A 26,689-nucleotide genomic window follows, 5' to 3' on the forward strand; every position below is an offset into this window, starting at 1 on the left:
TGCGCCTGACGCCTCGGTGCTAGCGCCGAATCTTTCCCTTGCCCTCGAGCGCATCACGGACGGTTTCTTCGCACTCGACGCCAACTGGCATATCGCCTACATGAACGCCGAGGCGCGAAAATTGCTCGACGCGCCGGGCGAAATCCTCGGCCGCTTCTGGCTCGATGCGCCGCAACTCAGGAAGCTGGATTCGTTCAATACGGCCAATACCGGCGAGGGCATCTTACGATTAAAGACGGTGGGACTCGAGAGTGCGGCTTGCGAGTGCTACTCTGTTAGCGTAGCCAATGTCCGGGCGGCTTTGGATACTAACCAGGCTTATCGTCGGCGTGGTAACGCGGCCGTCGCCAAACTAGCGAGTAGGCGCGGGGCTGGGCGATCCGGGGATCAAGCCCAAATGTCCGTTCTCGTAGTCGAGGATGATTTTGAATTGCGAGAAGAACGCCGCGCCTAAATGTCCGTACGCCGTTCCTCGTAACGATTCGGTCGTGCCGATGCGTTGCGGCGAGGTTTGATACGATCCGATCGTCACGCTGGGAATGCGGCCGATTAACTCAACGCTGTTGCCGCCGATTCCGCTGACCGATCGCTGTTCGGTGGCGCGAAAGAGCGTGGGATGTTGCTGGTAGAAATCGTAAGAGAGGTTGATATTCGATTCGTCTCCCGTGTCCACGGCGAGGTGAGCTTGCAACTCCCCGAGTTGGACGTTGACGACGGGGATGAAATCTTCAAAGGCCATCGGCACGGAGATGGCGTTATTGGGGGCGCTGGCGCCGAGCCAAAGCGTGTGCGAAACGGGGTCGATTTCGATGGTGGTCGCCGCCAGGACGTCGGCACCGAGCACTACGTCGTACCCGTAGTGGCTAATGTCGTGGAGCACGACGTAATCGGCATCGGGAAAGCTTGCGTTCCCAATGGTGAGCGGCCCGACGCGCACGACGTCGGTGACGTAGCGTCCCAGGCCCGCCACCGAATAGGCGCCGACGGACGGCGCCTTCAGGCGTTCGGCCAAGCCTTGGCTGATCGAGAGACCGGAGTTTCCGGTGTCGAGCAGACAACGTACCGCGATGCCGGCGATCGTGCATGGAAAGACCGGCACCGCTTTGCCCGGATCGGTCGGTACGCGTACTGCGGCACCCGCGAACGTCACGGTCAAACCGTGCGGCACAACGAAGGGGCTTGGCGAGGCCTCGCGTTGGTCGTAGCGCTCTAGAACGGTGTCGTTATGGAGAACGAGCGAGGGCAGTGTAATGCCGCCGTCGAGCCGCTGGTAGTGACGGTACTCGAAGGTTCCGTCACCGTCTATATCGCGCATGTACCGCACGAGCGCCGTAGCGGGATCGACGAAGACTTGCATCGGCACCGCATCGGCGTCGGATACCAGCAACACCCGATAGCGGGCGCCGGCGATCGTGGCCGTTCCGGCATCTTCGATCCTGCCGCCGCCGGACGTGAAATCGCGGGAAAGGAATGCGAGCGAAGAGACGGTGCGGATCCCGCGCAGATAGGTTTCGGGCAAGCTCGAGCGCGGCAGCGTGGTTCCGTTGATGTTGATCGAATAGAGCCGCCGCCCGTCGAAGTACGTGCCGGGGCAAAGGGCGCCGTTGCATTCGCGGGTGACGAAGCGCACCCCGAGCGCGTCGCTTTGAATGGTGGTCGTTTCGCCGTCGATGGTCAGGCGGCTGACCGAGCGCAGATGCGTGCGCCAAACGGGGCCGCTGGCGGCGCGCATGCGCGCCAACAAGTGGGTCGGTTCGGCGGCGCGAGCTACTCCCAAAGGAAAGAGCCCGAGCGCGCAGCAGAGTGCAAGCCGTGCGGCGAAGCCCATAGTATGCAGTTCGAGTTACTGGATCGGTATCTTCTCGATGGCTCCCCGGAAAAGGGCGAGGTGGTTCGGCGCCTCCTCGATGAGCCCTCGGGCGAGCCCGCGGCCGGGCCGTTTTACGAGGGTATGCGCATCCTGGGCGGACGCACCCCGGATCTGACGCTGATTGCACTGCGGATCGTGCTTGGAGGCAAGCGAGCCGACGATGCGTCGGTCGTCAAGCTGCGCGGGCTCGTCGAACGCGCTCGCAAGGGCGGCCCGGACGGAGCCGAAGCGCGTGAGGCGTTCGCACGGGAGTGGGCGTAATGGGGCGAGGTTTCGAAACGATGCGCGTATCGGCGAGCGTTCTGTTAGCGCTATGAATCGACAGCGTTTCGCCGCGGCCGCGGCACTTTTGGCGGCGACCATCTTTTGGGCTCCGCAGGTACTCGCAAGCCCGCCCGCGCACGCGCCGAGCGCCATCTCGGGGCGAGTGGACTCGGTCGATTACGGCCAAGGAACGATGGTCGTGCGCCGTGGCCAGGAGCGCATCACCATTGCCGTGGTTCCCAGCACGCAGATCTATCTCCACGATTCCGGCGGAACGTTTGCCGACGTGCGGCCCGGAGCGCAGGTCGACGTCTTCGTAAGCGATATCGGTGGACGCTTGGTTGCGCAGATCATTCGTCTGAAGTGACCGCGCATTCATGACCGATCTGGAGCGGTTGGCCCGCGGCGCTATCGTCGTCGGCTTCGACGGACATCGGCTCTCGGGCGATCTCGCAGAACGCTTGCGAGAGAACGCTTTTGCCGGTTATCTACTGTTCGCGCGGAACGTCGCTTCGTTCGCTCAAGTTCGCGAACTCACCGACGCTCTTCGCGCGCTCCACGACGGCCTCGCGCCGATCGTCGCGATCGATCAAGAAGGCGGACGGGTCACGCGATTGCGGGAGGGCGCGCAGACGATTCCGCCCATGATGGCGCTGGGCGCTACCGGCGATCGTGAGCTCGCGCGCCGCGTGGGCGAGAGCCTCGCGCACGACGTGCGGCGCGCCGGATGCACGGTCGACTACGCTCCCGTGCTGGATTTGGCGGCGGATCCGATGAGCGGTGCGATCGGGACCCGCGCATTTGCGGCGGATCCGCTCGAAGTGGCCGAGCTGGCTTCGGCCGTTGCGTCGGGATTGCGCGCCGGCGGAATCGTCCCGACGTTCAAACATTTTCCGGGGCACGGATCGACCGCCGACGACTCCCATCTCATGCTCCCGGTTATCGATATGGACGAACGGACGCTGCGCGCGCGCGATCTGCTTCCGTTCGCACGTTTGCTGCCCGGTGCGCAGGCGGTCATGACCGCGCACATCGTCGTTCGCGCGCTCGATCCCATGCATCCGGCGACGCTCTCGCGCCGTATACTCACCGGCGTCCTGCGCGATGAGTTGGGGTTCCGGGGGGTGTGTTTTACGGACTGCATGCAGATGGATGCCATCGCGCGCGGCATCGGCACCGTCGAAGGCGTCGTCGCCGCGATCGCCGCCGGCGCCGACTGCGCGCTGGTCAGTCACGACATCGATCTTGCCGTCAAAGCCGGCGACGCGCTCGCTAACGCGGTTCGCGAGGGCCGCCTCGAACGAGCGCGGTTGGAGCAGGCCTGCGAGCGTGTCCGGGCGCTGCGCGAAGCGCAAAGCACCCCGCTCCCGCTCGATACGCCGGCGCCGTATCCGGGTATCGGACGCGAGGTCGCGGCGCGGGCCATCACCGCCGTTCGAGGCGTGCAGGGGCTGGATCCGGCCACGTCCGTCGTCGTTTCATTTCAAAGTTCGACGACGGAGGGCGCGCAGGGGACGTTCGACGAGTACCCGTCGCTACGGGGCGAAGCGCCGGCGCTACACGAGATCGTGCTTTCGTTGCAACCGAGCGACGCCGAGCGCGCGCGACTCGTGGATGCGTTGGCGCGAACGAATCGCCGGCCGATCCTACTGGCCCGCAGGGCCCGCTTCTATCCCGAGCAGATGGCCGCCATTCACGCCGCTCTCGACGCGCGTGGAGATGCGGTGCTGGTGGCGCTTCGGGAGCCGTTCGATCTGACGTGGTTTCCGCAGGCGCGGCACGCGATCGCGGCATACGGGGACGACGATGCCTGCATCGCGGCGCTTGCCGGCGTTCTCTTCGGGCGTCGCGAGCCGGTCGGCACGCTTCCGGTCAGCATCGCGGAAAGATAGTGGTGCGCTTCGCACGTTGTGAGGGTGTCCTGAACGACGCATGCGGGGTAGCGTTTACCGGAGCGGTAGCTCGGATCGAACATCGCGGCGTGCCGGTATACGAGCGGGCTTTCGGTACGACGCGAGATGACGACGCGAAGCGCCCCGTATACGTCGATACGCGATTCGACTTCGCATCGCTGACGAAAGTGTTCGTAGCGACCGTCGCGTTGCACTTGATTGCCGCCGGCCAATTGGCGTTGGATGAAACGTTGGGCGGATGGTTCCCGCAGTGGCGGGGATTACCGCAGGAGCGAATCACCCCGCGGATGTTGCTGGCGCACACCTCAGGCATGCAGTCGGGGGCGGACTATCGTACGCTACTCGACGAGCGCGTCGAAACGTTTGCGCTCGAACGGCCGCTCGCTGCGTCTCCGGGAGAGCGGGTGATTTACAGCGATTTGGGGTTCATCGTTCTGGGCGCGTTGATCGCGCGCGTCTCCGGGGCCTCGCTCGCCTCCGCGGCCCGTACGCTCTTTCCCAGCGCTTCGCTCGGGTTCGCGCCGCCCGCTCGGGAGCGACTCTCGATCGTCGCCACCGAAGACGATGGCTGGCGCGGGCGCGTTCAAGGCACCGTTCACGACGAGAAAGCCGCGTTGATGGGGGGCTGCGCCGGGCACGCGGGACTGTTCGGTACCGCGGCGGACGTGGCCGCGCTCACCGAAATTTACCTGGGAGCCGGCTGCGGGCGCAGTTCCGATCCGCTGCCCGCAGATCTGGCACGCGAGGCGACGCAGGAAGCCGCCTTCGACCCGGTCTTGCGGCGCGGGCTGGGCTGGGCGCTCAAGACGAGCGCGAGTAATTCGTGCGGCGAACGCTTCGGTGCGACCAGCTTCGGGCACACGGGCTTCGTGGGAACGTGCGTGTGGGCCGATCCGCAACGCGACGTCCTGGGCGTTTTGCTCACGAACACGGTCTATTTCGGGCGCGGCGATTCGCGTGCGTTGCGGGCTGCGTTTTACAACGCGCTCGTCGAGGATCTTGAAGCGTGATCGGGGTCGGCTTGATGAGCGGAACCTCGCTCGACGGCATCGATGCGGCGCTCGTCCACATCGAACCGCTCGGTACGTCTTATCGGTTGGAAGTGATGGAATTTATCACGCAGCCCTTCGATGCAGAGCTTGCCGTGGAGATTCGCGATGCGTTGCCGCCGCAGGCGGGAACGGTTGCATCGGTGGCGCGTTTGCACCGGAGTTTGGGCGCTGCGTTCGCACGTGCCGCTCGTCGCGTTGCGGGTGCCATGCGAGTCGATTATGTCGCATCGCACGGGCTCACGCTCTTTCACGACGGTGCGGCGCATACGACCTTACAGGTGGGGGATCCGTTCGCCATCCGCGAGTCGCTCTCGGCGAGCGTATGTTACGATTTTCGCAGTGCCGATTGCGCGTTGGGCGGGCACGGCGCACCGTTGGTTCCGTACGTGGATGCGCTTTTGATCGGCAGCCCCTGCGAAGATCGCGTGGCGCTCAACATCGGAGGTATTGCGAACGTGACCGCGCTCGGCCGGCAAGCGCATTCGCACGACGTGCTCGGATACGATACCGGGCCCGGCAATATGTTGATCGACGCTTTCGTGCGCGATCGTTCGAACGGGGCCTTGGCCTTCGACGACGGCGGCGCGCTCGCACGAGCCGGTACGCCCGATGCCGCGCTCCTCGCGCGTCTCCTGAAGGACCCGTACTTCGAGCGGCCGGCGCCGAAATCGGCGGGACGCGAGCAATTCGGCGCGCACGTGCTGCTTCGGCACGAAGCCGAGCTCGCACGCCTGAGCCTCGAAGATGGGGCCGCAACGTTTACCGCCCTGACGGTCGAATCGATCGCCCGCGCGATCGAAGGACTGCAGTTGGACGCACCACGCATTCTGGTGAGCGGGGGCGGCGCCCACAACCGCGCCATCCTCGAGCGGCTCGCCGAACGGCTTCCGACGATGCGTGTCGAAACGACGGCCTTTGTGGGTATCGATGTGGATGCAAAAGAAGCGGTCGCGTTCGCGCTCTTGGGCTACGAAACGCTGCGCGGTCGCGCGGCGAACGTGCCGCGTATCACCGGTGCTTCGCGGGCGATTCCGTTAGGATCGATCGCGCCGTTCGAACTCCCGGAATTGCTCGCGCGGGTGGAGTTAGAGTGTCGTTCGCTGTAGGCGTCGATGCCGGTGGGACCCGCGTGTCGGCGGTCGTATCGCTGCCGGACGGTTCGCACCGCTTTGGGTATGCACCGGCGGCCAACCTGCGTGCGATCGGCGTCGAGCGCGCTGCGGATGCGATTGTAGAAGCGATAGCGAGCGCGTTACTCGGGGAGCCGGCCGCCGCGGTGGCCGTCGGGGCTGCCGGTGCGGGCGACCCGGTGGCCGCCGCCGCGCTCTCGGCCGCGCTCGAACGGCGATTGCCCGGCGCGCGCGTTGCGGTCTGCGACGATGCGGCGATCGCGTTGCGCGCCGGCGTTCCCACCGGAGATGCGCTGGCGCTCATCGCGGGAACCGGATCGATCGCCTACGGCGAGATCGGCGCGGAGCGCTATCGTGTCGGCGGACACGGCTACCTGCTGGGCGATGAAGGATCTGGATTCGCCATCGGCAGCGCTGCGATACGATTGTTGCTGCGCGCGTACGACGGGCGGGCGCCCCAGGATCCGTTCTTAGCGGCGGTAGCGACGAGCCTGGGCGTGGACAGCGCGCAAGAGACGATCGCGCGCATCTATCAAGCGGAGCGTCCCGTAACGGAGATCGCGGCAATCGCTGCGGTAGCGCTCGATTTCGCCGATGCGGGCGAGCGCAGCGCGGCGAAAATCGTGCAGGCCGCAGCCCTCGAACTCTTCGATTTGGTCAAGTCGCTGGTGCGTCGCGCCGGGGTCGAGGGCCGCGAACTGCCGCTGCTCTTTGCAGGCGGCCTACTGGCTAAGAACAGCCTTTTAACCTATCTCATCGAGACGCGCGTCTCCAACGAATTACCGCACGTCGTCCCGCGCAAGCAGCCGCCGGATCCGGCGCTGGGAGCTCTCGCACTCGCGCAAAGCCTTGGAGAGCAGGCGTGACGCGGATCCCACAGACCGAAGCGGCAAACCCGCGCACTGCGACTATCGATGCCCTTTCGACGCGGCAACTGGTGACCGTTCTGGCTCACGAGCAGCGCCGTGCGGCCGATGCGATAGCGGCACGTTCCGAGCAGCTTGCGGAGATCGTCGATGCGCTCGTCGCGTGCGTGCGTGCGGGGGGGCGATTGCACTACGTCGGCGCCGGCACGAGCGGCCGGCTGGGCGTCCTCGATGCATCCGAAATGCCCCCGACGTTCGGTACGCCGCCGCATCTCGTCTGCGCGCACATTGCGGGCGGCGACGCGGCGCTGCGTTCCGCGGTCGAAGGCGCTGAAGACGACCGCGCGGCAGGCGCCGCCGCGATGCGCGGACACATCGCACCTACCGATGCGCTCGTCGCGCTTTCGGCCAGCGGCGGCGCACCCTATGCCATCGCGGCCGTGGAAGCGGCGCGCGCGGCCGGCGCATTCACCGTGGCGATCGTCAACGCAATGCCTTCGCCGCTCGGCGCGGCGGCGGAGCGCGTACTGTGGCTGGAGACCGGCCCCGAACCGATTGCCGGTTCCACCCGCATGGTCGCCGGCACGGCGCAAAAGATTGCGCTCAACACGCTCTCGACCGCGATCATGGTACGCCTAGGCAAAGTGCACGGCAATCTCATGGTCGACGTCGTCGCGAGCAATCAGAAGCTGCGCGAACGCGCGCTCGGGTTGGTGCAGAGCATCGCGGGCGTCGATCGCGAGCGCGCGCGGCAGTTGCTCGACGGTGCGGACGGGCGCGTCAAGGTCGCGGTGGTCATGGCCTTCCGCGGCATTTCATCGGATGCGGCCAGCGCGCTCTTGGACGCTCGCGGCGGCGTCCTGCGCGAGGTGCTGTGAGGCAAACAGCAATCCTCCGCACGTTGTCGCGAGCCTAATCGCATCGTGCAATGGCTCGCGCTCCTACTCTCGTTTATCGCGCTGGTTCCGTTGGACGACCGGCCCGTCACCGTGCAACTGCCGGTGATGCTCGGCCGCATCGCGGGCGTGCCCGTGCGCGTTCCGCCGCGCCCCTTGCTGGGCCATTACTTGCACCCGGGCCAACCGGACCGCATCATCGCTTGGCTCAACGGGCCCCAGAACCGCGGCGCCGGCGCGATCGTTCTTTCGAGCGACATGCTCGTGTATGGCGGGCTGGTCGCTTCGCGCGTTCCCGATAGCGCGTCGTATCAGGACGGGTACTTTCGCTTACGCGCCTTGCGGCAGGTGCGCGCCACGCATCCGCATGCGTGGATTGCGGCGTTCGGCACCATCATGCGTTTGGCGCCCACCGGCGTTCCGGCGATCGGCTCCGCGGCCGGATTTTTCGCGGCGTATCCGACCTGGACGTACCTGCAGCAGTATGCGAACTTGCACGATCCGCCGTTACCGCAAGAACGCGAACAAGCGGAAAAATTGCGCGCCGAGGCGGGCCCCGCGTTCGATGCGTACCTTGCCGCTCGCGCGCGCAACTATGCCGTGGATCGTACGCTCATCGACACGGTCCCGGCGGGCGTGGTGAACCGGCTCGTGCTGGGGCAGGATGACGCGGGGCCGGTAGGGCTGCACGTCAAGGATGTCTACGGCCTAGAGCAAGCGGCGCAGGCGAGCGGCGCGGCCGGCCGGATCGCGATCGAACCGGGTGCCGACGAACTCGGCATGGTGCTCGTCGCGCACGCCCTCGCACGCCGCATCGGTTGGACACCGCGCGTAGCGGTGCGCTATTCCACGCCCCAGGGCGCGACCTATCAGGATCCGCTGGAGTTCGCGCCGATCGGGGTGACGATCGGGCACCTCATCGCGCTGTGCGGCGGACGGCTCGTCGAACGCGATCCCGACATCGTGCTCGACGTACGCGTTCCCGAAACGACGCAGGCGCTCGACGACGCGTTCGTTACCGAGATGCGCGCCGACCTCGCCGCGCACCGTCGGGTCGCGCTCGCGGACCTATCCTTTCTCGAACCCACCTATGCGTCGCAAGCGGCATTCGCGGCGCGCATCCTGCGCGACGGCATCGCTCGGCGACTCGAAGCCTACGCGGCCTGGAATACCGACGCGAATACGGTCGGAACGGCTCTGGCAGAAGCGGTTGCCGCCGGAGCCGGCCGGCGCTCCGGATCGTACGATGCGTTGGCGCATCGCGACTTTACGTTTATGCGTTTTCTCGACGACGATGCCTTCCATGCCGTCGTTCGCCCGCAACTCAACGCCGCGCTGGATGCGCAGGGTGTTACCGACCACACGTATCTCGTGCGCTCGGTGGCCGCGCAAAGTGAGGCATTGAACAACGCGTTACTCTGGCAACAGGCGGTCATGCTGCTCCCGCAACTGTACCCCGACCATCACATTGCGTTCATGCGCATCACACTGCCCTGGAACCGAACCTTCGAAACGAAGATTCGCGTGCGATTGGCTCCGACTATTCCTTAGCGTTCGTCAGCGTTCGTCGGCTGGCAGAGTTCGATCAACACGCCGCCGGTCGATTTCGGATGAAGGAACGCGATCGCGTTGCCGTGCGCCCCAGCGCGCGGATGCTCGTCTATGAGCCGCACGCCTTTCGCGCGCAGTTCGGCGAGCTTCGCTTCGATATCGTCCACGCGATACGCGGTGTGGTGGAGCTTGGTTGCGGCCTCGCCCCGAAATACCGCGATCGGCGAGCGTTCGTCCAACGGGCGCAGGAGTTCGATCGCGGAATCCCCCGCGGCCAAACCGACGGCTTCGACGCCTTGATCGAGAATCGTCTCGCGATAGAGCTGTTTGAAGCCGAGCGTCCGGACGTAGAGATCGATGGTCGCCTCGAGGTCTTTCACCACGATGGCGATGTGATCGATGGTCACGCAATGGCCTCCTTGGCGCGATAGACACCAAATACGTCGCGCAGGACATTGCAGATTTCCCCGAGCGTCGCACCGGAGTCGACGGCTTCGAGAAAGTGCGGCATGAGGTTGTCGTGCCCGGCCGCCGCCGCGCGCACGGCGCTCAAACGCTCCGCAACGATGCGCTCGTCGCGATTGCGCCGGTAGTCGTGCAGGCGTTGCACCTGCTCTCGTTCCACCCGTTCGTCGATGCGTTGGAGCGGTATCCGTGCGCCCGAACCGGCCGCTTCGGCGAAGCGGTTGACGCCGACGACGACGGCTTCTCCGCGTTCGATCGCTTGCTGCGCGGCGTACGACGAATCGGCGATGCGCGTTTGCATCCACCCGCTCTCGATGGCCGCTATGCTGCCGCCCATCTCATCGATCTGCGCGATCAGCGCCGATGCACGTTCGACGAGATCGGCCGTGAGCGATTCCACATAGTACGAACCGGCGAGCGGATCGACCACGTCGGTAACGCCGGATTCGTAGCCGATAATCTGCTGCGTGCGTAGCGCGACCTTCGCGCTTTCGGCGGTTGGCAGCGCGAGCGCTTCGTCTTTGCCGTTCGTGTGCAGCGATTGCGTCCCGCCCAGCACTGCGGCCAGCGCTTGAATGGTGACGCGCACGACGTTGTTATCGGGCTCCTGAGCCGTGAGCGTCGAACCGCCGGTCTGCGTGTGAAAACGCAGCATCTGCGAGCGCGGATCTTTACACCCGAACTCGTCGCGCGTGATACGGGCCCAGAGATAGCGAGCGGCGCGAAATTTCGCGACCTCTTCGAAGAAATCGTTATGCGCGTTCCAGAAAAACGAGAGGCGTGGGGCTATCGTGTCGAGGTCGATCCCGGCCGCCCGAGCGGCGCGCAAATACGATTTGGCGTTGGCCAGCGTAAAGGCGATCTCTTCCAGTGCCGTCGATCCGGCTTCGCGAATGTGATAGCCCGAGATCGAGATCGTGTTCCATTGCGGCACCTCGCGCGCGCAATAGGCCATCACGTCGGTCACCAAGCGCATCGACGATTCGGGCGGATAGATATACGTTCCGCGGGCGACGTACTCTTTGAGTACGTCGTTCTGAACGGTTCCGCCCAACGCCGCAAACGGAATCCCGCGCCTGCGCGCGACGGCGAGGAGCATCGCGAGCAGAATCGATGCCGGCGCGTTGATCGTCATCGAAACCGTTACGCGGTCGAGCGGAATGCCGTCGAGCAGCGTTTCCATGTCGCCGATCGCATCGATCGCGACGCCGACTTTGCCGACTTCACCGCGCGATTGCGGTGCGTCGGAATCGTAGCCGAGTTGCGTCGGCAGATCGAACGCCACCGAAAGTCCGGTCGTGCCGTGCTCGAGGAGATAGCGGTACCGCGCGTTCGATTCGGCGGCGGTTGCGAACCCCGCGTATTGGCGCATCGTCCACAGCCGTCCCCGGTACATATCCTTGCGGATACCTCGCCCGTAGGGGAATCGTCCGGGTTCGCCCAGATCTAAGTGCGGCCGATCCTCGGCTGTATACACGGGTTCCAGCGGAATGCCGCTGGCGTTGAGATCGCGGGCCATATCCGGTGGTTCGCTATCGCCACGGTTGCTACTTCGTTCCGAAGCGGTTAGGCAAGCGTCACCAGCGGCGCTCCGGCCTCCACCGTCTCGCCGGCCGCGACATGCACCGTTGCGGCGATTCCGGCGCGGTGGGCGCGGATCTCGTTCATCATCTTCATGGCCTCGACGACGGCGACGACCTGTTGCTCTGCGATTTCTTGACCGGGCTCAACCCGCAATTCGATGACGGCGCCGTGCATGGGAGAGAGGATCGCGTTGCCGTGTGCGCTCGTCGAACGCTTGCCGGCCGCTCCGGCACGCGCGCTCCGGCGCGCACCGTTCGTGGCGCTACCGGTCGCGGGCCGGTCGATCACGCGGACGCGGTAGAGCCGGTCGTTGACTTCGACGCGTACCTCGTCGCTCGGCGGGGCGCCGCCTATCGACGGCGTGGGCGGCTCGGCGGTGGCCGATGGTGCGAGCGTCGCAGCGAACGGCTCGAGCGTTGCGGTACCGTAGCTCGCGTCGCGCACCGGGGCGTAATCGCAGAGCGCGCGCAGGAGCGCAAGCGTGGTGGGAACGCCGGTGATCACGTACTCGTCGATCGCGCGGGCAAGGCGCGCGATCGCCTGTTCGCGCGTCGGTGCCCAGACGATGAGCTTGGCGATCATCGAATCGTAGTCGGGAGTGATGGCATATCCGGGATACGCCGCGGTATCGACGCGCACGCCGAGGCCCGCGGGCTCGCGATAGGCCGCGATCGTCCCGGGCGCCGGGCGGAAGTTCTGCGTTGGATCCTCCGCGTTGACGCGGCCTTCGATGGCCACCCCGCGGAAGGTGATGTCGGCTTGTGTGAAGCCCAACGGCTCGCCCGCCGCGACGCGAATCTGCTCGCGAATCAAGTCGATGCCCGAAATCATCTCGCTCACCGTGTGCTCGACTTGAATGCGCGTGTTCATTTCGAGAAAATAGAACGCATCGCCGCTCACCAAACATTCGATCGTGCCGACCGAGTCGTAGCCGATCGCCTGCGCCGCGCGAATCCCCGCATCGCGGAGTTGAGCGATGACCGACGCCGGAATCTGCGCCGGCGCCTCCTCCCAGAGCTTTTGATGCCGCCGCTGGAGCGAGCAGTCGCGCTCTCCGACGTGAACCGTGTTGCCGTGCTTGTCGGCGAGAATCTGCAGTTCGATATGCTTGGGGTTGTCGAGATAGCGTTCGGCATAGATGGTGCCGTTCTTGAAATACGCCTCGGCCTCGCGTTTGGCGTTCGTAAACGCCGATTCGATGTCGTCCAGCGTACGGGCGACCTTGAGGCCTTTGCCGCCGCCTCCGCCCGAAGCTTTGAGGGCCAACGGCAATCCGAACTCTTTGGCCGCCGCGATCGCCTGGGCAACGTCCTCGATGGCGTGCGTTCCGCCCGGCACGAACGGCACGCTCGCCTTTTGCATGGCCTGGCGCGCGCGCAGCTTGTCGCCCATCGCATCGATCGCATCGGCGTGCGGGCCGATCCACGTCAACCCCTCCCCAACTACTCGACGCGCGAACGCGGCGTTTTCCGCGAGAAAGCCGTAGCCCGGATGAATCGCTTGCGCGCCGGAGCGTTTTGCGACGTCGATCAAACGATCGATGTTGAGATAGCTTTCGCTGGGCGCGGCCGCGCCGATAAGGTAGGCTTCGTCCGCCATGCGCACGTGCAGCGCGTCGCGGTCGATTTCGGAGTAGACGGCAACGCAGGCAATGCCCATCTCGCGAGCCGTGCGCAGGATGCGTACCGCTATTTCGCCACGATTGGCGATGAGTATTTTGGAGAACATCGAGTGGTGTGGGCCCCTACCAGCGATTGGATGCGTGGGTGAACGTGCAGGCACGGATATCGTCGCGATCGGCGTCCGGCAGGCGCATCGCGAGTTTCCACGCGCTCCCGGTGGATGCCGGCGATCGGTCCGCCGGCACGTCGAACGTTGCCAAGACCGCGGCTATCGCGGCGATCTCGTCTTCGCCGGCCGGCCCGAGAACTTCGATCACGAGTTGAAATCCGGCGGGTACATTCCCATCGCATGGTATCCCGCGTCGACGAAATGGACGTCGGCCGTGATCGACCGCGAGAGGTCGGAGGCCAGATAGACGGCCGTATCGCCGACGTCGTCGGCGGTGATGTTGCGGCGAAGCGGTGCGACCTTCGGTACGACGTCGAGAATGCGAGAGAATCCGCCGACTTGACGGGAACTCGCGGTCTTGATCGGGCCGGCCGAGATCGCGTTGACGCGGATGCCGCGCTCGCCCAGATCGTACGCGAGGTAGCGGACGATCGATTCGAGGGCGGCTTTGGCGATGCCGGCGATATTGTAGTTGGGAACGATCTGCGTGGCACCGAGATAGGAGAGCGCCATCACCGATGCGCCGTCGTTCATCCCTTCGCGTAGCGTATTGACCAGCGCGATCAGCGAGTAGGACGAAATGTCGAGCGCCGTCGTGAAGCCGTTTCGCGACGTGTCGTACACGCGGCCCGCGAGGTCTTCTTTATTGACGAAGGCGATCGAATGGACGAGCGCGTCGAGCTTGCCGAACGGCGCCAGGGCTTCACGCATCGCGGCTAGCGAAGCATCGTCGGAGACGTCGCAGGCGACGACCGGGCCTCCACCCAGCTCCGCCGCGAGTTTCTCCACTTCGTCCCGCACGCGTTCGCCCTGATAGGTAAAGGCGAGTTGCGCGCCATGCTCGTGCATGCGGCGGGCGATCCCGGTCGCGATCGACCAGCGATTGGCCACGCCCGTAATGAGGGCGCGTTTCCCTTCAAGTAGTTTCACGCCGGTTAGATACCAGCGCAAGGGGCGGCGTCCTCTCGGGAGAAGGGCACCGGCATGTCCGAGCAGCCATCGGCGAGCGACGAGCTCGCGCTTACACCACCCGAGCCGGTCGCGCCGGTATCGGCCGAATCCGCAGGCGCCCGCGTTCGACTCGAGCAGGGCGACGTCGCCTCGGCCGATGCGCGCGTAGCGGCTTTTGTCGACGACCTCGGGCGCCTGGATGTCGACGACGCGGCGTTTCGGGCAAAAATCGAGGCGGTCGAGGCGATCGGACGCGATGAAATTCGCGACGCCGGCGCCGCTTCGAACCGTCTCCTCGAACGGCCGTTGCGAGCGTTGCGCGAGGGTCCGATGGCGGCAAATTCAACTGTTGCCAAGAGTCTGGTCGATCTGCGCAATACGGTCGAATCGCTCGACCCGTCAAAAAGAGGAAATCTCTTCGAACCGCGCCGTCTGCTGGGGTTGATTCCGTTCGGCAGCGCGTTGCGGAGCTATTTCGATGAGTATCAATCCGCCCAAGCCCACCTTGGTGCGATCGTGGATTCGCTCTATCGCGGGCGCGACGAATTGCTGCGCGATAATGCCGCAATCGAAGAGCAGAAGGTCGCGATGTGGGAACAGATGCGCAAGCTGCAACTTGCGATCTATCTCTGCGCGCAACTCGATGCCGCACTCGAAGGGCGCATTGCCGGCTACGAGACCAGCGACCCGGCGCGGGCAAAGAAACTGCGCGAGGACGCGCTGTTCCCGCTGCGTCAGAAACGGACCGATCTGCTCACGCAGATGGCCGTGAACGTGCAGGGGTATCAAGCGCTCGACCTGATCAAGAAAAACAACGGCGAGTTGATCAAAGGCGTCGATCGCGCCACGTCCACGACGCTGGGCGCGCTGCGCACGGCCGTGGCGACGGCCCAGGCGTTGACCAATCAGAAGCTGGTCTTGAGCCAAATCTCCGCGCTGCAAAATACGACGAACTCCATGATCGAATCGACGTCGAAGATGCTGGGCGAGCAGGGGGTTGCGATCTACCAGCAAGCGACCGCTCCTAGCGTCGATCTCGAGACGTTACATCGCGCGTTCGAACGGATATACGCAGCGATGGACGCGCTGGATGCGTATAAAGGGCGCGCCGCACAGAGCATGGAGCAGACGATCGACGCACTGACGACCGAGGTCGATGCGGCGAGGAAGCGTCTCACGTGAAGATCCCGCCCGAGGCGGCGCAGATCGTCGAGCGGATACAGAACCTCCTCGATACCGCGCAATCGTACGGCCTGGATGCGCGCGAGGGGGAGGACGCCTACGCGTTGCGAGAGACCCGCAGCCGCTATCTTCCCGAGACGATCGCCGCCTACGAGGCGATTCCGCCCGCGCTGCGGAGCCTGCCGAAGGGGTCGCAGCCAAGCGCCGATGCCTTGCTGATCGAGCAACTCTCAATTTTGGAGCGTGCCTGCTCGCAGCAAGTCGAGCGTCTGGCCGAATCCGCGCGGAGCGCACTTTCGACGAATGGCCGTTTTTTGAGCGAGCGCCTGGGCTCGCTCGATGCGCTACCCGAGCCCGTCGCGGCACTACCGGATGCGCAGCCGCACATCGCCCAACGCTTTTTGGATGCCATCGGGCGAGAGGCTCCCAAGCCCTCGGATCGTCTTGAATCGATCGCGCGAAGATTTGCGCTAGCTATCCCGCATCTGGTCGAAATCGAACGCGGAGGCCTGTTCGGCCGCGGGCCCGTGCGACGCGTCGCGATCACCGTGCCGGTCGGGGCGGACCGCTATCGCTACACGCTCTCGGCAGACCCAAGCGGCGCCCTGGATGCCGCGTGCGCGAAGATCGTGCGAGGCGTCGCCATTCGTACCGAGGCGGTTGCATTGGACGAGTGGATACGAGCGCTGTTCGAGGATATCGAGGCGTTCGCTCGTACCCAAGCGGTACATACCGATGCGATCGGCGCGCTTTTGCGCTAGTTCGTGCGTTCGCGGATAGAGAGATAGACGAGATGGGATTCTTCGGCTTTCGGGGCGGCCAACCACCGCAGCAGCAACAGCAATCGGCCGGGATCGGCGAGGAGCCGCTGCATACGGCCGGCGGGGTACCGCAGGACGCGATCGCGCGCTTGCGCCGCATGTCGGGCGAGGGCGGTAAAGCGCTCTGGACGAGCGACCTGTCGGTTAACGAATTCGTCCTGTTAGATCGCCTCGGCATGAAGCCGCTGGGCCTCGTGCTCGGCAGTTCGATCTATCACGTAGGCATACAATACGGCAATTACTACCAGAATCAGGAACTCGAGTATCTTTCGGCGGCGATGTACCACGCGCGCGAACTCGCAATAAAGCGCATGGAAGAAGAAGCCGACGTGCTCGGCGCCGACGGCATCGTCGGCGTACGCATCAACGTGATCGCTTATAATTGGGCCGAAAGCGCGTTGGAGTTTACGGCGCTCGGCACTGCGGTCAAGGCGCCGGCCGGAGAATCGCACCGCACCGTGCACGGAAAGCCGTTTACCAGCGACTTTTCGATGCAAGATTTCTACAAGATCTACCAAGCCGGATACATTCCGGTCGAAGTTGTGATGGGCAATTGCGTCTATCACGTCGCGCATCAAGGCTTCATGCAATCGCTGCGCACGTGGGGCGCGAACGTCGAACTCTCCAATTATACAGAGGCGATCTACGACGCGCGCGAGCTCGCGATGTCGCGGATGCAGGCTGAGGCCGAGGCGCACCAAGCCGAAGGCGTGGTCGGCATGACGATCAGCGAGCGGAGTTGGATCTGGCAGCCGCACGTGATCGAATTCTTCGCGCTGGGCACCTCGATCGTGCACCGCCCCGGCGCCGCGGCTGGCCCGGATGCACCGACCTACACCGTCTCACTCGACGATTAATTAGAAGAAGGACCGCATGTTTCTCTTGCTCTCACGGTATGTCAAACCGCTCGAAGAAGTCGACCGCGTTCTGGCCGAGCACCGCGCGTTTCTCGACCGCTACTACGATGCCGGGCTCTTTGTGGTTTCGGGCTCTCGTGAGCCGCGGACCGGGGGCGTGATCGTGACGACGGATGCTCCGCGCGAAGCCGTCGAACGCGCGCTGGCGGAAGATCCCTTCGTGCGCGAAGGCGTCTCGCAATACGAGATCGTCGAATTTAACGCGAGCAAACGCGCCCAGGGATTCCTTGCCGCGCTCGCGGCTAATTCGGGCGGCGCATAGGCCCCTGCGCCGTAGCTAGAGCGGAATGTTGCCGTGCTTGCGTTTGGGGCGCTCGACGCGTTTGTTCTCTAACATCGCCAGAGCGTTGGCGATGGCCCCGCGCGTGCGATGCGCCTCGATGACGTCGTCCACATAGCCGCGCTGCGCCGCGATGTACGGGTTGGCAAAGCGCTCGGTGTAATCGTCGATGAGTTCCTTCATCTTTGCGTCTTTATCTGCGGCGGCGGCGATTTCGCGTCGGAAGATCGTCTTGACCGCTCCTTCGGCGCCCATCACCGCGATCTCGGCCGTCGGCCACGCGAGGTTGATGTCGGCGCGGATGTGCTTGGAGGCCATAACGTCGTAGGCGCCGCCGTAGGCTTTGCGCGTGATGATCGTGATCTTCGGGACCGTGGCCTCGGCATAGGCGTACAGCAGCTTTGCCCCATGGACGATGATGCCGCCGTACTCCTGATCGGTCCCGGGGAGGAAGCCGGGCACGTCGACGAAGGTGACCAGCGGGATGTTGAACGCATCGCAGAAGCGCACGAACCGGGCCGCCTTGATCGACGACTTGATATCGAGGACGCCGGCTAGAATGCTCGGCTGATTCGCGACGATGCCGACGCTACGCCCGGCGACGCGCCCGAAGCCGATGAGGATATTGGGCGCGTAGAGCGGCTGAATTTCGAAGAAATCTCCGTAATCCAAGACCTCTTCGAGTACCGCGTGCATGTCGTAGGGCTTGTTGGGCGAGTCGGGGACCACGTCGTCGAGTTTCGGGCTCACGCGCTGCGGATCGTCGTCGCAGGCGAAGCGCGGCGGGTCTTCGAGATTGTTCTGCGGGATATACGAGAATAGCGTCTGCGTGAGTTCGCACACCTCGTCTTCGTCTGCCCCGACCAAATGCGCGACGCCGCTCTTGCTCGCATGCGTGGTCGCACCGCCGAGTTGCTCGAAGGTGACGTCTTCGCCGGTGACGGTTTTGATGATCTCGGGGCCGGTGATGAACATCTGCGAGATCGCTTCGGTCATCAGCACGAAATCGGTGATCGCCGGTGAGTAAACGGCTCCGCCGGCGCAAGGGCCCGCAATGAGCGAGAGTTGCGGCACGACGCCGCTGGCCTGCACGTTACGCCAGAAGATTTCGGCATAGCCGCCGAGCGAAACGACCCCCTCTTGAATGCGCGCTCCGCCGGAGTCGTTGATGCCGATCATCGGCGATCCGGTGCGCACGGCAAGGTCCATCACCTTACAGATTTTCTCGGCAAAGACTTCGCCGAGCGATCCGCCGAGCACGGTGAAGTCTTGCGAAAAGAGAAAGACTTGCCGGCCGTCGATGGTGGCCCGCCCCGTTACCACGCCGTCGCCGAGAAATTCGCGCTCGTCCAGACCGAACGCGCTGGTGCGATGGACGGCGAAACGATCGAGCTCGGTAAACGACCCGTCGTCGACCAGGCGTTCGATGCGCTCGCGCGCGGTGCGCTTGCCGCGGGCGTGCTGCTTGGCGATCGCATCTTCGCCGGCGGGAGCCTGCGCGCGGGCACGCAGGCGCTCGAGTTCGGCGTACTTCTCTTGGTGCGTCTTCATCGACGATCAGGCTTGCACGGAGGCTCGAAATCGGCCTTCCGCGACGATGCGGGCCAAGGCGGCGTCGTACTCCCGCGCGAGCCGCTCGATCAACGCGTGCGCCGGAACGACCTCGCGCACGGACCCGACGCCTTGGCCCGCGCCCCAAATATCTCGCCACGCTTTGGCGGCGCCATCGCCGAAGTGCATCTTGGAGGGATCGGATTCGGGCAGGCGATCGGGGTCGAGCCCGGCCGCGCGAATCGAGGCTTTGAGGTAGTTGCCGTGCACGCCGGTAAACAAGTTGGTGTAGACGATCTCGCTCGCGTCGCCGCGGACGACGCCGTCCTTATACGCGTCCGAAGCGTTGGCTTCGCCGGTCGCGATGAATGCCGAGCCGATATACGCAACGTCGGCGCCCATCGCTTGCGCGGCCAGCACGCCGCCGCCCGTCGCAATCGATCCGGAGAGCGCGATGAGGCCGTCGAACCACGCTCGCGTTTCGGCGACGAGGGCAAACGGCGATAGCGTTCCGGCGTGGCCGCCGGCGCCGGCGGCCACTAAAATCAAACCGTCCGCCCCTTTCTCGATCGCCTTGTGGGCGTGCCGTTGGTTGATGACGTCGTGCAAGACGGTGCCGCCGTATTCGTGGATCGCGGCATTGACTTCTTCGTTGGCTCCGAGCGACGTGATGACGATCGGCACGCGATACTTGACGCACAGAGCGAGGTCGTCCATTAAGCGATCGTTGGACTTGTGGACGATTTGATTGACGGCAAACGGCGCGGCGGGCCGATCGGGATGGCGCGCGTCCCAGTCTGCAAGGGAGCGTGTGAGTTCATCGAGCCATTCGTCGAGCTGGGCGGCCGGACGAGCGTTGAGCGCCGGAAAAGATCCCACGATGCCCCCGGTGCACTGCGCGATCGTCAGCTTGGGATTCGAGATAATGAAGAGCGGTGCGCCGATGACCGGAATGCGCAGACGCGAGAGCCAGGACGGTTTCATCGGGTTACTCCAAGGCGGCTGCATGCATGGGGACCGGCACCCCGTGTGGTGTGCGCAGCAAGAGGACCATCGGCGTTAAGACGAGCGTGACCACGCCCAGGAAGAAGAACGCGTCGGCAAAGGCCATGGTATGCGCTTGCTGCGCGACGATCGCCGCGGCCTGCGCGATGCTCCCGTGCATCTGCTCGGCGTGCTGTACCGCTAGATTGCGCAGCGTGACGTTCCCGGCCAGGATATCTTGATGAAAGGCGCTGCGGCGGTCGAGCAGGGTCACGAGGGTGGCCGTGGCGATCGACCCGCCGAGCTGCTGGCACAGGCTGAGCAGCGACGTGGCCTTCTGGGTATCGATGCCGTGTACGGATCTGAGCACGGCGACCGAGAGCGGCACGAAGATCATCCCGAAGCCGATGCCGCCCAGAAAGAGCGGCGGTACGAACGTTCCGAACGAACTGTTGGTCGTGATGACCGCGGCGGTCATGATGTTCGCGATGCCGACGATGACGAACCCGACCCCGAGGAGCACTTGCGGTTTTACATGGAACCGATTGAGCGCGTACAGCGTGACGGGCGTCATGAGCATAATCGCCGCCGCCCGCACCAAGATCGACAAACCCGAGAGCGTCGCCGTGAAGTCGAGTAGCGATTGTTGGAACTGCGGCGAGAGAATGACGCCGCCGAATAGCCCGAAAGCCAGCGTCATGGCGAGCAGGCAGCCTGCCGCGACGGTGCGATTGCGCAAGAGGATGCGCAGGTCGACGATCGGGTGCTCGACCACCCGCAACTCCCAGTACACGAACGTCACCAGCGAGGCCGCGGAAACGACGGCGATCGCGAAGATGTGATGGCTGTTGAACCAGTCGTTGCGCTCGCCCTCGTCGAGCACGTACTGGAGGCAGCCTAAGCCGAGCGCCATCAAACCCAAGCCGACCGCGTCCACCGATGCTTTCCCGCGTTTGGGCGGATTGCGCAGGAAGCCCGCGCACAAGAGTGCGGCGACGATGCCCGGAATGATGTTGACGTAGAAGATCCAGTTCCACGACAGCGCGTCGGTCAACACTCCGCCGAGCGTCGGACCGATCGAGGGCCCGACGATCGCACCGATGGACACGAGCGCTTGGCTCTTGCCCAGCTCCTTGGCTGGAAACGTATCGCGCATGATCGCTTGACCGGTTGCAATGAGACCGCCGCCGCACAGCCCTTGCAGCACGCGAAAAAAGATCAGTTGATCGAGCGACGTCGCGAGTCCGCAGAGCGCGGAGGCGATCGTAAACCCGATGATGGCCGCCACGTAGTATTGTTTGCGGCCGAAGACTTGCTGCAACCACGGCGTTAGCGGGATGACGATAACGGCCGCGATGATGTAGGCGGTAACGATCCACGCACCGTCGTCGAAGTTCGCTCCCATGTTGCCCTGGATCGTCGGTAGCGCGACGTTGACGATGGTGGCGTCGAGGACTTGCAGCAGGGTCGCCAGCATGACGCCGGCCACGATGAGCCAACGCCGCGTGCCGTATTCGACTAGGTGTTCGTCGTGCATCATCGCTCGCTAGACTCGCACATCAGAGCCGGAGGTTTCGCCACAGGAAGGGGCTTTCCATAGCCGGAACGGACGGCAGCTTATGCAAGTGGAGTCGCGCGATCTTCTCGTTACGGCGCTCGATGGCCGCGGATTGCACGCGACGCTGTTCGAGCCCGAACGTCCGCGCACGGCGGTGATCGTGAGCGCTGCGACCGCAACGCCGCGCGGCTATTACCGCGCCTTCGCGCAGTGGCTGGCGGAGCGGGGCGTCGCGGTATTGACGTACGACTACCGCGGAAGCGGCGAACCGCCCGGGGTGCTCCGTCATTCCGACGCGCGGATGCGCGATTGGGGCGAACTCGATTTCGCCGGCGTCCTCGCGTGGATGAAGGATCGCTATGGCGACCGCGCCATCATGACGGTCGGACACTCCTTCGGCGGCCACGCCCTGTTGCTCGCGCCGAATAACGCGCTCGTCGCGCGCTCGGTAACGGTGGCGTGTCAATCCGGCTATTGGCGTTTCTGCGCGCCGGGCGAGCGCTATCGAGTCTGGTTGTTGCTCAACGTGTTAGCTCCGCTCGCGATGCGCGCGCTCGGCTACGTTCCCGGTTCGCGCTTGGGGCTAGGCGAAGATCTCGCCGGCGGCATCATGCGCGAGTGGCGCCGCTGGTGCAACAGCCCGGGCTATTTTTACGACGATCCGTCGATGGCCGTCGCGCTCGCTCGAGCATCGACCTACACCGCGCCCACGCTGATGATCGGCCTCGCGGACGACCTGTGGGCGACGGCTCCGGCTCGCGAGGCACTCGCCGGTTGGTATACGCACGCCAAGACGGAGCAGCTCGTGCTCGACCCGGCGGCACTGGGCTTGGAACCCGTCGGGCACCTCGGGTTTTTTAGGGCTCGTTACGCAAACACGCTCTGGCCGTCGGTCACCGACTTCCTGGGATTGTGAACCCGTTGAAAGGACGACGATGAGCGAGAATCCGCGCGAACGATGCTTCACTTGGGAGGACCCGCGCGAGGTTGCGCGCGCGGTGTTCTCAAGCGAAAATCAATCGTGGCTGCAGGGGTTGCTGGAACGCAGATTCCCCTCTGCGCCGGTGGCCGAATTAATCGGTATGTATCCGGAATCGATCGAGGACGGCAGCATCGCGTTCGCCATGCACGCGCACGAATGGATGGCCAATCCCGCGGGCGTGATCCACGGCGGCATAACGAGCACGCTGCTCGATACGGCCCTAACCCTGTGCGTGATCGCAAAACTTCCGACCGGGAAGATGTGCACGACGAGGAACCTCAACGTGCAGTTCGTGCGCCCGCTCTTTCCGAACGGCGAAAAGATCGTCGCACGCGGCACCGTCGTGCACATCGGCGCGACGACCGCGACGTCCGAAGGCCGCGTCTACGACTCCCGCAATCGCCTCATCGCCCACGCCACCGCCACCCTAGCCATCATCGACTCGGCCTCCATACTAAAAACCCTCACCCAATAACCACTCGCAAAGATTTCGCGCGAAACGCGAATTCACGAATCCCGCGGGCGGCTTGGCGCGAAGCGCCAAACGCGACGAGTTCGCGCGAAGCGCGAACTCACCATATGCCTAGCGCGGCTTTAACGTCCTCGGTGGCCATCGTGTTGGGGTCCCACGGCGGCGTGAACGTAATGTCGACGGTGGCGCTCTTGACGCCTTCGACGGCTTTCACGTTCTCTTCGACGGATTTTTTAAAGAGCGGTCCGACCGGGCACATCGGCGAGGTGAGGGTCATCACGACGGTCACGTGCTCGCCGGTATCGCCTTCGACGGAGATGTCGTAAACGAGACCGAGGTCTAGGATCCCAAGGTTGAGTTCGGGGTCGTTTACTTTTTCGAGCGAGGTACGGATCTGTTCTACGGTCGGCATGGTGTCCTTACAACTGCGGCGGGGGATACCAGGGTTCCGGGTCGGGAGAACGAGGCCTTGCGGGCGAGTGTGGCCAAAGGCGCGGCATGCGAACTACGGCCCTGACGTTTATCGCCATCATCGTGACGATCGTGGGGCTACGGGCCCCAGCGCTCGCCGATGTCTCAGCCGCCGCGGGAGTCTACGCCACGGACACGCCCTCGCAAGTGGGCGCTGCGGCGATCCTGAGCACGGCTGAGTCCATTCCGGCGCTGCCGATTCAAATTCAAGCCTCCCTCCTGATACCGGCAACCAAGCAAGGGGGGTACGCGCTCACCGCTGAGGTTCGCGGCTTGTCCGGCGGCGGGTTCGGCGGCGCTTATGTCGGGGCGGGCTTGGGCGTGGGCACCCTATCGACCGGCCGGACGCCTGGTCCCGTGCTTACCGTCTTTGCCGGGAAGCCGATCGCGCCGTTCACCACGATCGAGGTGCGCATCTATCGCGGCACGCAACAGAACGGAACGACCGCCGGCTTTCTTGGTCTGCGCTTCTCGGTTTTATAGAGTACCGTCGAAGGAGTGTCACGAAACCCGTTGACTAAGGGTAGAGTTCATAGAGGAACAGCGTCCGTACGCGGTACGGACATACCAAAGGAAGAGTTCAAAGACCATGTCGATGTGGGAACCGTTCACCGAGCGCGCGAGACGCAGCATCGTTCTCGCTCAAGAAGAAGCGCAGCGTTTGGGGAACAATTATATCGGTACCGAGCACATTCTGCTCGGCATCATTTCCGAAGGCGAGAGCCTCGCCGCTAAGGTTCTCGAATCGCTCGGCGTCAATCTAGCCAAAGTTCGCCAGGAAGTTGAGGCGATCGTCGGACGTGGTGGCCAAACCGTCCAGCAAGAGATGGTTTTTACGCCGCGCGCGAAGCGCGTCATCGAACTGGCCTTCGAAGAGGCTCGTCAACTCAACCATAATTACATCGGCACGGAGCATCTGCTGCTGGGCCTGATTCGCGAAGGCGAAGGCGTTGCGGCGCGCGTGCTCACCAATCTCGGCGTGGATCCCGCCAAGGTGCGCGTGCAGACGACCTCGCTGTTGGGAGCCGAAGGGCAGCCGCCCGCGCCCAAGGGTAAGAGCAAGACGCCGACGCTGGACGCATACGGTCGCGATCTCACGACGCTTGCGCGCGAGAATAAGCTCGACCCTGTGATCGGCCGCAATAACGAAATCGAGCGCGTCATCCAAATTTTGGCGCGTCGCACGAAGAATAATCCCGCGTTAATCGGCGAACCCGGCGTCGGTAAGACGGCTATTGCCGAGGGCTTGGCGCAGCGCGTCATCAAGGGCGAGATTCCGGAGCCGTTGCGCGACAAGCGCGTGATCACGCTCGATCTCGCAGGTTTGGTCGCCGGTACGAAATATCGCGGCGAGTTCGAAGAACGCATGAAGCGCGTCATGGACGAGATCCGCGGCGCTGCGGGCGAGATCATTCTGTTCATCGATGAGTTGCACACGCTGGTCGGCGCCGGCGCGGCCGAAGGGGCGATCGACGCCAGCAACATCATCAAGCCGGCGCTCGCGCGCGGCGAACTGCAATGCATCGGCGCGACTACGCTCAACGAATTCCGCAAGCATATCGAGAAAGACTCCGCCCTCGAGCGGCGTTTCCAGCCCGTGATGGTCGGCGAGCCCTCGATCGACGAAACGATCGAGATCTTGCGCGGTCTGCGCGACCGTTACGAAGCGCACCACAAGGTGCAGATTACCGATGGCGCGTTATCCGCCGCGGCCAAGCTTTCCGATCGCTATATCACCGATCGCTTTTTGCCCGATAAAGCCGTCGATCTGATCGACGAAGCGGGCTCGCGCGTGCGCCTACAGGCGACATTGCCGCCGCAAGCGATTCGCGATATCGATACGCAGCTACGTAAGGTCGTGGCCGAGAAAGAAGCGGTCGTCAAAAATCAGGAGTTCGATCGTGCCGCTTCGATTCGCGATCGCGAAGAGAAGCTGCGTCTCGAACGCGCGACGCTCGAACAGGCCTGGCAAGAGAAGAAAAAGGCCCAAGCCGAAAACATCCTGCAAGTAACCGAAGAGAGCATTGCGGAGATCGTCGCGGCATGGACCAAGATTCCCGTCAGCCGCCTCGCGCAAGCCGAAACCGAGAAACTTCTGAATATGAAGGTCTCGTTACATAAGCGCGTCGTCGGCCAAGAGGAAGCGATCGAGGTCATCACCCGTGCGATCCGCCGTTCGCGCGCCGGATTGAAGAACCCGAGCCGGCCGATCGGATCGTTCCTGTTCTTCGGCCCAACCGGCGTCGGCAAGACCGAAGTCGCTCGGAGCGTCGCGGAGTTTCTCTTCGACGATGACGAATCGATGATTCGCATCGATATGTCGGAGTACATGGAGAAGTACTCGGTTTCGCGCTTGATCGGCGCGCCTCCGGGATACGTCGGCTATGAAGAGGGCGGGCAGCTTACCGAAGCGGTGCGTCGTCGCCCATACTCCGTCGTGCTGCTGGACGAGATCGAAAAAGCCCATCCCGACGTCTTCAACCTGCTGCTGCAGATGCTCGACGACGGCCGTTTGACCGATTCGCAAGGGCGGCAAGTCGACTTCAAAAACTGCGTGATCATCATGACCTCGAACGTCGGTGCCACCGGCATGCAGACGACGTCCGATATCGGCTTCCGCCCGCAGAAAGCCTCGGAAGACGATGAAGCCAAGGCGTACGAGCGGATGAAGACCAAGGTGTTGGAAGAGGTCAAGCACACCTTCCGCCCCGAGTTTCTCAATCGCGTCGACGAACTCGTCGTCTTCCATCAACTCACGCGCGAGCAGATCGAACAGATCGTCGGGCTCGAGCTCGAGAAAGTAATGCGCGAAGTGCGGGCTCAAGAGATGGAGCTCAAGGTGACCGAAGCCGCGAAGGCCCTGCTGGCCAAGAAAGGCTGGGATCCGCAGTACGGAGCGCGTCCGTTACGCCGGGCGATTCAGCGAAGCGTCGAGGACGAACTCGCGGAAGAAATGCTCAAGGGGACGTTCGGATCCGGCGACCATATTCTGGCCGACGTCGACGAGAACGACCCGGAGAAGCTCAAATTCCAGAAGATCCCCTCGGTCGAGCCTCCGACCGCGGCAGCCGAAGCCGCTCACGTGTAAAAAGTGAAACGCCCCAGGAGAAAGCTCCCGGGGCGTTTCATCGTACGGGC

Annotated in this window: 27 protein-coding genes; 17 read left to right on the forward strand and 10 right to left on the reverse strand. The window is 64.1% G+C overall.

Annotated elements, in window-relative coordinates:
* Positions 1 to 454 (forward strand): PAS domain-containing protein (locus tag VMW12_13140; GenBank protein HUZ50665.1); only part of this gene is annotated, 454 nt, incomplete at its 5' end.
* Here the strand turns inward: VMW12_13140 and VMW12_13145 are convergent.
* Positions 353 to 1,828 carry a retropepsin-like aspartic protease gene (locus VMW12_13145; protein ID HUZ50666.1) on the reverse strand — a complete coding sequence of 492 codons (1,476 nt, stop codon included), beginning with the start codon at positions 1,826 to 1,828 and terminating at the stop codon, positions 353 to 355. The genes VMW12_13140 and VMW12_13145 overlap by 102 nt on opposite strands.
* Before the next feature lie 3 nt (positions 1,829 to 1,831).
* Between VMW12_13145 and VMW12_13150 the strand changes: the two genes are divergently transcribed.
* Genes VMW12_13150 through VMW12_13185 form a run of 8 tightly spaced genes read left to right on the forward strand, consistent with a single transcriptional unit; the run spans position 1,832 to position 9,542 of the window.
* Entirely contained in the window at positions 1,832 to 2,131 is a 300-nt protein-coding gene (locus tag VMW12_13150) for a hypothetical protein (protein ID HUZ50667.1), read from the forward strand.
* 52 nt (positions 2,132 to 2,183) lie between these two features.
* On the forward strand, positions 2,184 to 2,501 hold the full coding sequence (locus VMW12_13155; GenBank protein HUZ50668.1) for a hypothetical protein: 318 nt from the start codon (positions 2,184 to 2,186) through the stop codon (positions 2,499 to 2,501).
* 10 nt (positions 2,502 to 2,511) lie between these two features.
* Complete coding sequence (nagZ, locus tag VMW12_13160; protein ID HUZ50669.1) at positions 2,512 to 4,026, forward strand: beta-N-acetylhexosaminidase; 1,515 nt, start codon at positions 2,512 to 2,514, stop codon at positions 4,024 to 4,026.
* On the forward strand, positions 4,026 to 5,057 hold the full coding sequence (locus VMW12_13165; GenBank protein HUZ50670.1) for a serine hydrolase domain-containing protein: 1,032 nt from the start codon (positions 4,026 to 4,028) through the stop codon (positions 5,055 to 5,057). Before nagZ ends, VMW12_13165 begins: the two co-directional genes overlap by 1 nt.
* Positions 5,054 to 6,205, forward strand: coding sequence for an anhydro-N-acetylmuramic acid kinase (locus tag VMW12_13170; protein ID HUZ50671.1), 1,152 nt, complete (start codon positions 5,054 to 5,056; stop codon positions 6,203 to 6,205). Before VMW12_13165 ends, VMW12_13170 begins: the two co-directional genes overlap by 4 nt.
* Entirely contained in the window at positions 6,190 to 7,095 is a 906-nt protein-coding gene (locus VMW12_13175; protein ID HUZ50672.1) for a BadF/BadG/BcrA/BcrD ATPase family protein, read from the forward strand. The genes VMW12_13170 and VMW12_13175 overlap by 16 nt, the downstream gene beginning before the upstream one ends.
* Positions 7,092 to 7,973, forward strand: coding sequence for an N-acetylmuramic acid 6-phosphate etherase (gene murQ, locus VMW12_13180; protein HUZ50673.1), 882 nt, complete (start codon positions 7,092 to 7,094; stop codon positions 7,971 to 7,973). The genes VMW12_13175 and murQ overlap by 4 nt, the downstream gene beginning before the upstream one ends.
* Before the next feature lie 45 nt (positions 7,974 to 8,018).
* Positions 8,019 to 9,542, forward strand: coding sequence for a DUF4127 family protein (locus VMW12_13185; protein ID HUZ50674.1), 1,524 nt, complete (start codon positions 8,019 to 8,021; stop codon positions 9,540 to 9,542).
* Here VMW12_13185 and mce read toward each other — a convergent pair.
* From mce to VMW12_13210, 5 genes are read right to left on the reverse strand one after another with little or no spacing between them, the layout of a single operon-like run.
* Entirely contained in the window at positions 9,539 to 9,949 is a 411-nt protein-coding gene (gene mce / locus VMW12_13190; protein HUZ50675.1) for a methylmalonyl-CoA epimerase, read from the reverse strand. The two genes, VMW12_13185 and mce, sit on opposite strands and share 4 nt — an antisense overlap.
* The gene (locus VMW12_13195; protein HUZ50676.1) at positions 9,946 to 11,526 is read right to left on the reverse strand and encodes a methylmalonyl-CoA mutase family protein; all 1,581 of its coding nucleotides are present in this window, start codon (positions 11,524 to 11,526) and stop codon (positions 9,946 to 9,948) included. The genes mce and VMW12_13195 overlap by 4 nt, the downstream gene beginning before the upstream one ends.
* Positions 11,527 to 11,573: 47 nt before the next feature.
* Positions 11,574 to 13,319: an acetyl-CoA carboxylase biotin carboxylase subunit gene (locus tag VMW12_13200; GenBank protein HUZ50677.1), complete on the reverse strand. Its 1,746-nt coding sequence runs from the start codon at positions 13,317 to 13,319 to the stop codon at positions 11,574 to 11,576.
* A gap of 16 nt (positions 13,320 to 13,335) precedes the next feature.
* Positions 13,336 to 13,530, reverse strand: coding sequence for a hypothetical protein (locus VMW12_13205; protein ID HUZ50678.1), 195 nt, complete (start codon positions 13,528 to 13,530; stop codon positions 13,336 to 13,338).
* Positions 13,527 to 14,312, reverse strand: coding sequence for an enoyl-ACP reductase (locus VMW12_13210; GenBank protein HUZ50679.1), 786 nt, complete (start codon positions 14,310 to 14,312; stop codon positions 13,527 to 13,529). Before VMW12_13210 ends, VMW12_13205 begins: the two co-directional genes overlap by 4 nt.
* 54 nt (positions 14,313 to 14,366) lie before the next feature.
* On the opposite strand from VMW12_13210, the gene VMW12_13215 reads away from it, so the two are divergent.
* The 4 genes from VMW12_13215 to VMW12_13230 are packed head-to-tail and all read left to right on the forward strand — an operon-like array spanning position 14,367 to position 17,515.
* Positions 14,367 to 15,515, forward strand: a complete 1,149-nt coding sequence (locus tag VMW12_13215; protein HUZ50680.1) for a toxic anion resistance protein — start codon at positions 14,367 to 14,369, stop codon at positions 15,513 to 15,515.
* On the forward strand, positions 15,512 to 16,276 hold the full coding sequence (locus VMW12_13220) for a hypothetical protein (protein HUZ50681.1): 765 nt from the start codon (positions 15,512 to 15,514) through the stop codon (positions 16,274 to 16,276). The genes VMW12_13215 and VMW12_13220 overlap by 4 nt, the downstream gene beginning before the upstream one ends.
* Positions 16,277 to 16,308: 32 nt before the next feature.
* On the forward strand, positions 16,309 to 17,193 hold the full coding sequence (locus VMW12_13225) for a heavy metal-binding domain-containing protein (protein ID HUZ50682.1): 885 nt from the start codon (positions 16,309 to 16,311) through the stop codon (positions 17,191 to 17,193).
* A gap of 16 nt (positions 17,194 to 17,209) precedes the next feature.
* Positions 17,210 to 17,515 (forward strand): YciI family protein, encoded by a 306-nt coding sequence (locus VMW12_13230; protein ID HUZ50683.1) that lies wholly within the window; start codon positions 17,210 to 17,212, stop codon positions 17,513 to 17,515.
* 15 nt (positions 17,516 to 17,530) lie between these two features.
* Here VMW12_13230 and VMW12_13235 read toward each other — a convergent pair whose 3' ends face one another.
* From VMW12_13235 to VMW12_13245, 3 genes are read right to left on the reverse strand one after another with little or no spacing between them, the layout of a single operon-like run.
* The gene (locus tag VMW12_13235; protein ID HUZ50684.1) at positions 17,531 to 19,084 is read right to left on the reverse strand and encodes an acyl-CoA carboxylase subunit beta; all 1,554 of its coding nucleotides are present in this window, start codon (positions 19,082 to 19,084) and stop codon (positions 17,531 to 17,533) included.
* A 6-nt stretch (positions 19,085 to 19,090) separates the two neighbouring features.
* Positions 19,091 to 20,068, reverse strand: a complete 978-nt coding sequence (locus VMW12_13240; GenBank protein ID HUZ50685.1) for a nitronate monooxygenase family protein — start codon at positions 20,066 to 20,068, stop codon at positions 19,091 to 19,093.
* 4 nt (positions 20,069 to 20,072) lie between these two features.
* On the reverse strand, positions 20,073 to 21,608 hold the full coding sequence (locus VMW12_13245) for a DHA2 family efflux MFS transporter permease subunit (GenBank protein HUZ50686.1): 1,536 nt from the start codon (positions 21,606 to 21,608) through the stop codon (positions 20,073 to 20,075).
* A gap of 79 nt (positions 21,609 to 21,687) precedes the next feature.
* Here VMW12_13245 and VMW12_13250 point away from each other — a divergent pair, with 79 nt between their 5' ends.
* Both VMW12_13250 and VMW12_13255 read left to right on the forward strand, forming a co-directional pair.
* Positions 21,688 to 22,542, forward strand: coding sequence for an alpha/beta fold hydrolase (locus VMW12_13250; GenBank protein ID HUZ50687.1), 855 nt, complete (start codon positions 21,688 to 21,690; stop codon positions 22,540 to 22,542).
* Positions 22,543 to 22,561: 19 nt separating this feature from the next.
* Positions 22,562 to 23,083 (forward strand): PaaI family thioesterase, encoded by a 522-nt coding sequence (locus VMW12_13255; protein ID HUZ50688.1) that lies wholly within the window; start codon positions 22,562 to 22,564, stop codon positions 23,081 to 23,083.
* Between the two features lie 97 nt (positions 23,084 to 23,180).
* On the opposite strand, the gene VMW12_13260 is transcribed toward VMW12_13255, so the two are convergent.
* The gene (locus tag VMW12_13260) at positions 23,181 to 23,492 is read right to left on the reverse strand and encodes a metal-sulfur cluster assembly factor (protein ID HUZ50689.1); all 312 of its coding nucleotides are present in this window, start codon (positions 23,490 to 23,492) and stop codon (positions 23,181 to 23,183) included.
* Between the two features lie 86 nt (positions 23,493 to 23,578).
* Between VMW12_13260 and VMW12_13265 the strand changes: the two genes are divergently transcribed.
* The gene (locus VMW12_13265) at positions 23,579 to 24,034 is read left to right on the forward strand and encodes a hypothetical protein (protein ID HUZ50690.1); all 456 of its coding nucleotides are present in this window, start codon (positions 23,579 to 23,581) and stop codon (positions 24,032 to 24,034) included.
* 112 nt (positions 24,035 to 24,146) lie between these two features.
* A complete protein-coding gene (locus tag VMW12_13270; GenBank protein HUZ50691.1) occupies positions 24,147 to 26,639 on the forward strand; it encodes an ATP-dependent Clp protease ATP-binding subunit in 2,493 nt (830 codons plus the stop codon).
* Positions 26,640 to 26,689 lie beyond the last annotated feature (50 nt).

It is taken from the genome of Candidatus Dormiibacterota bacterium (genome assembly GCA_035532835.1).
Taxonomy (GTDB): domain Bacteria; phylum Vulcanimicrobiota; class Vulcanimicrobiia; order Vulcanimicrobiales; family Vulcanimicrobiaceae; genus DAHUXY01.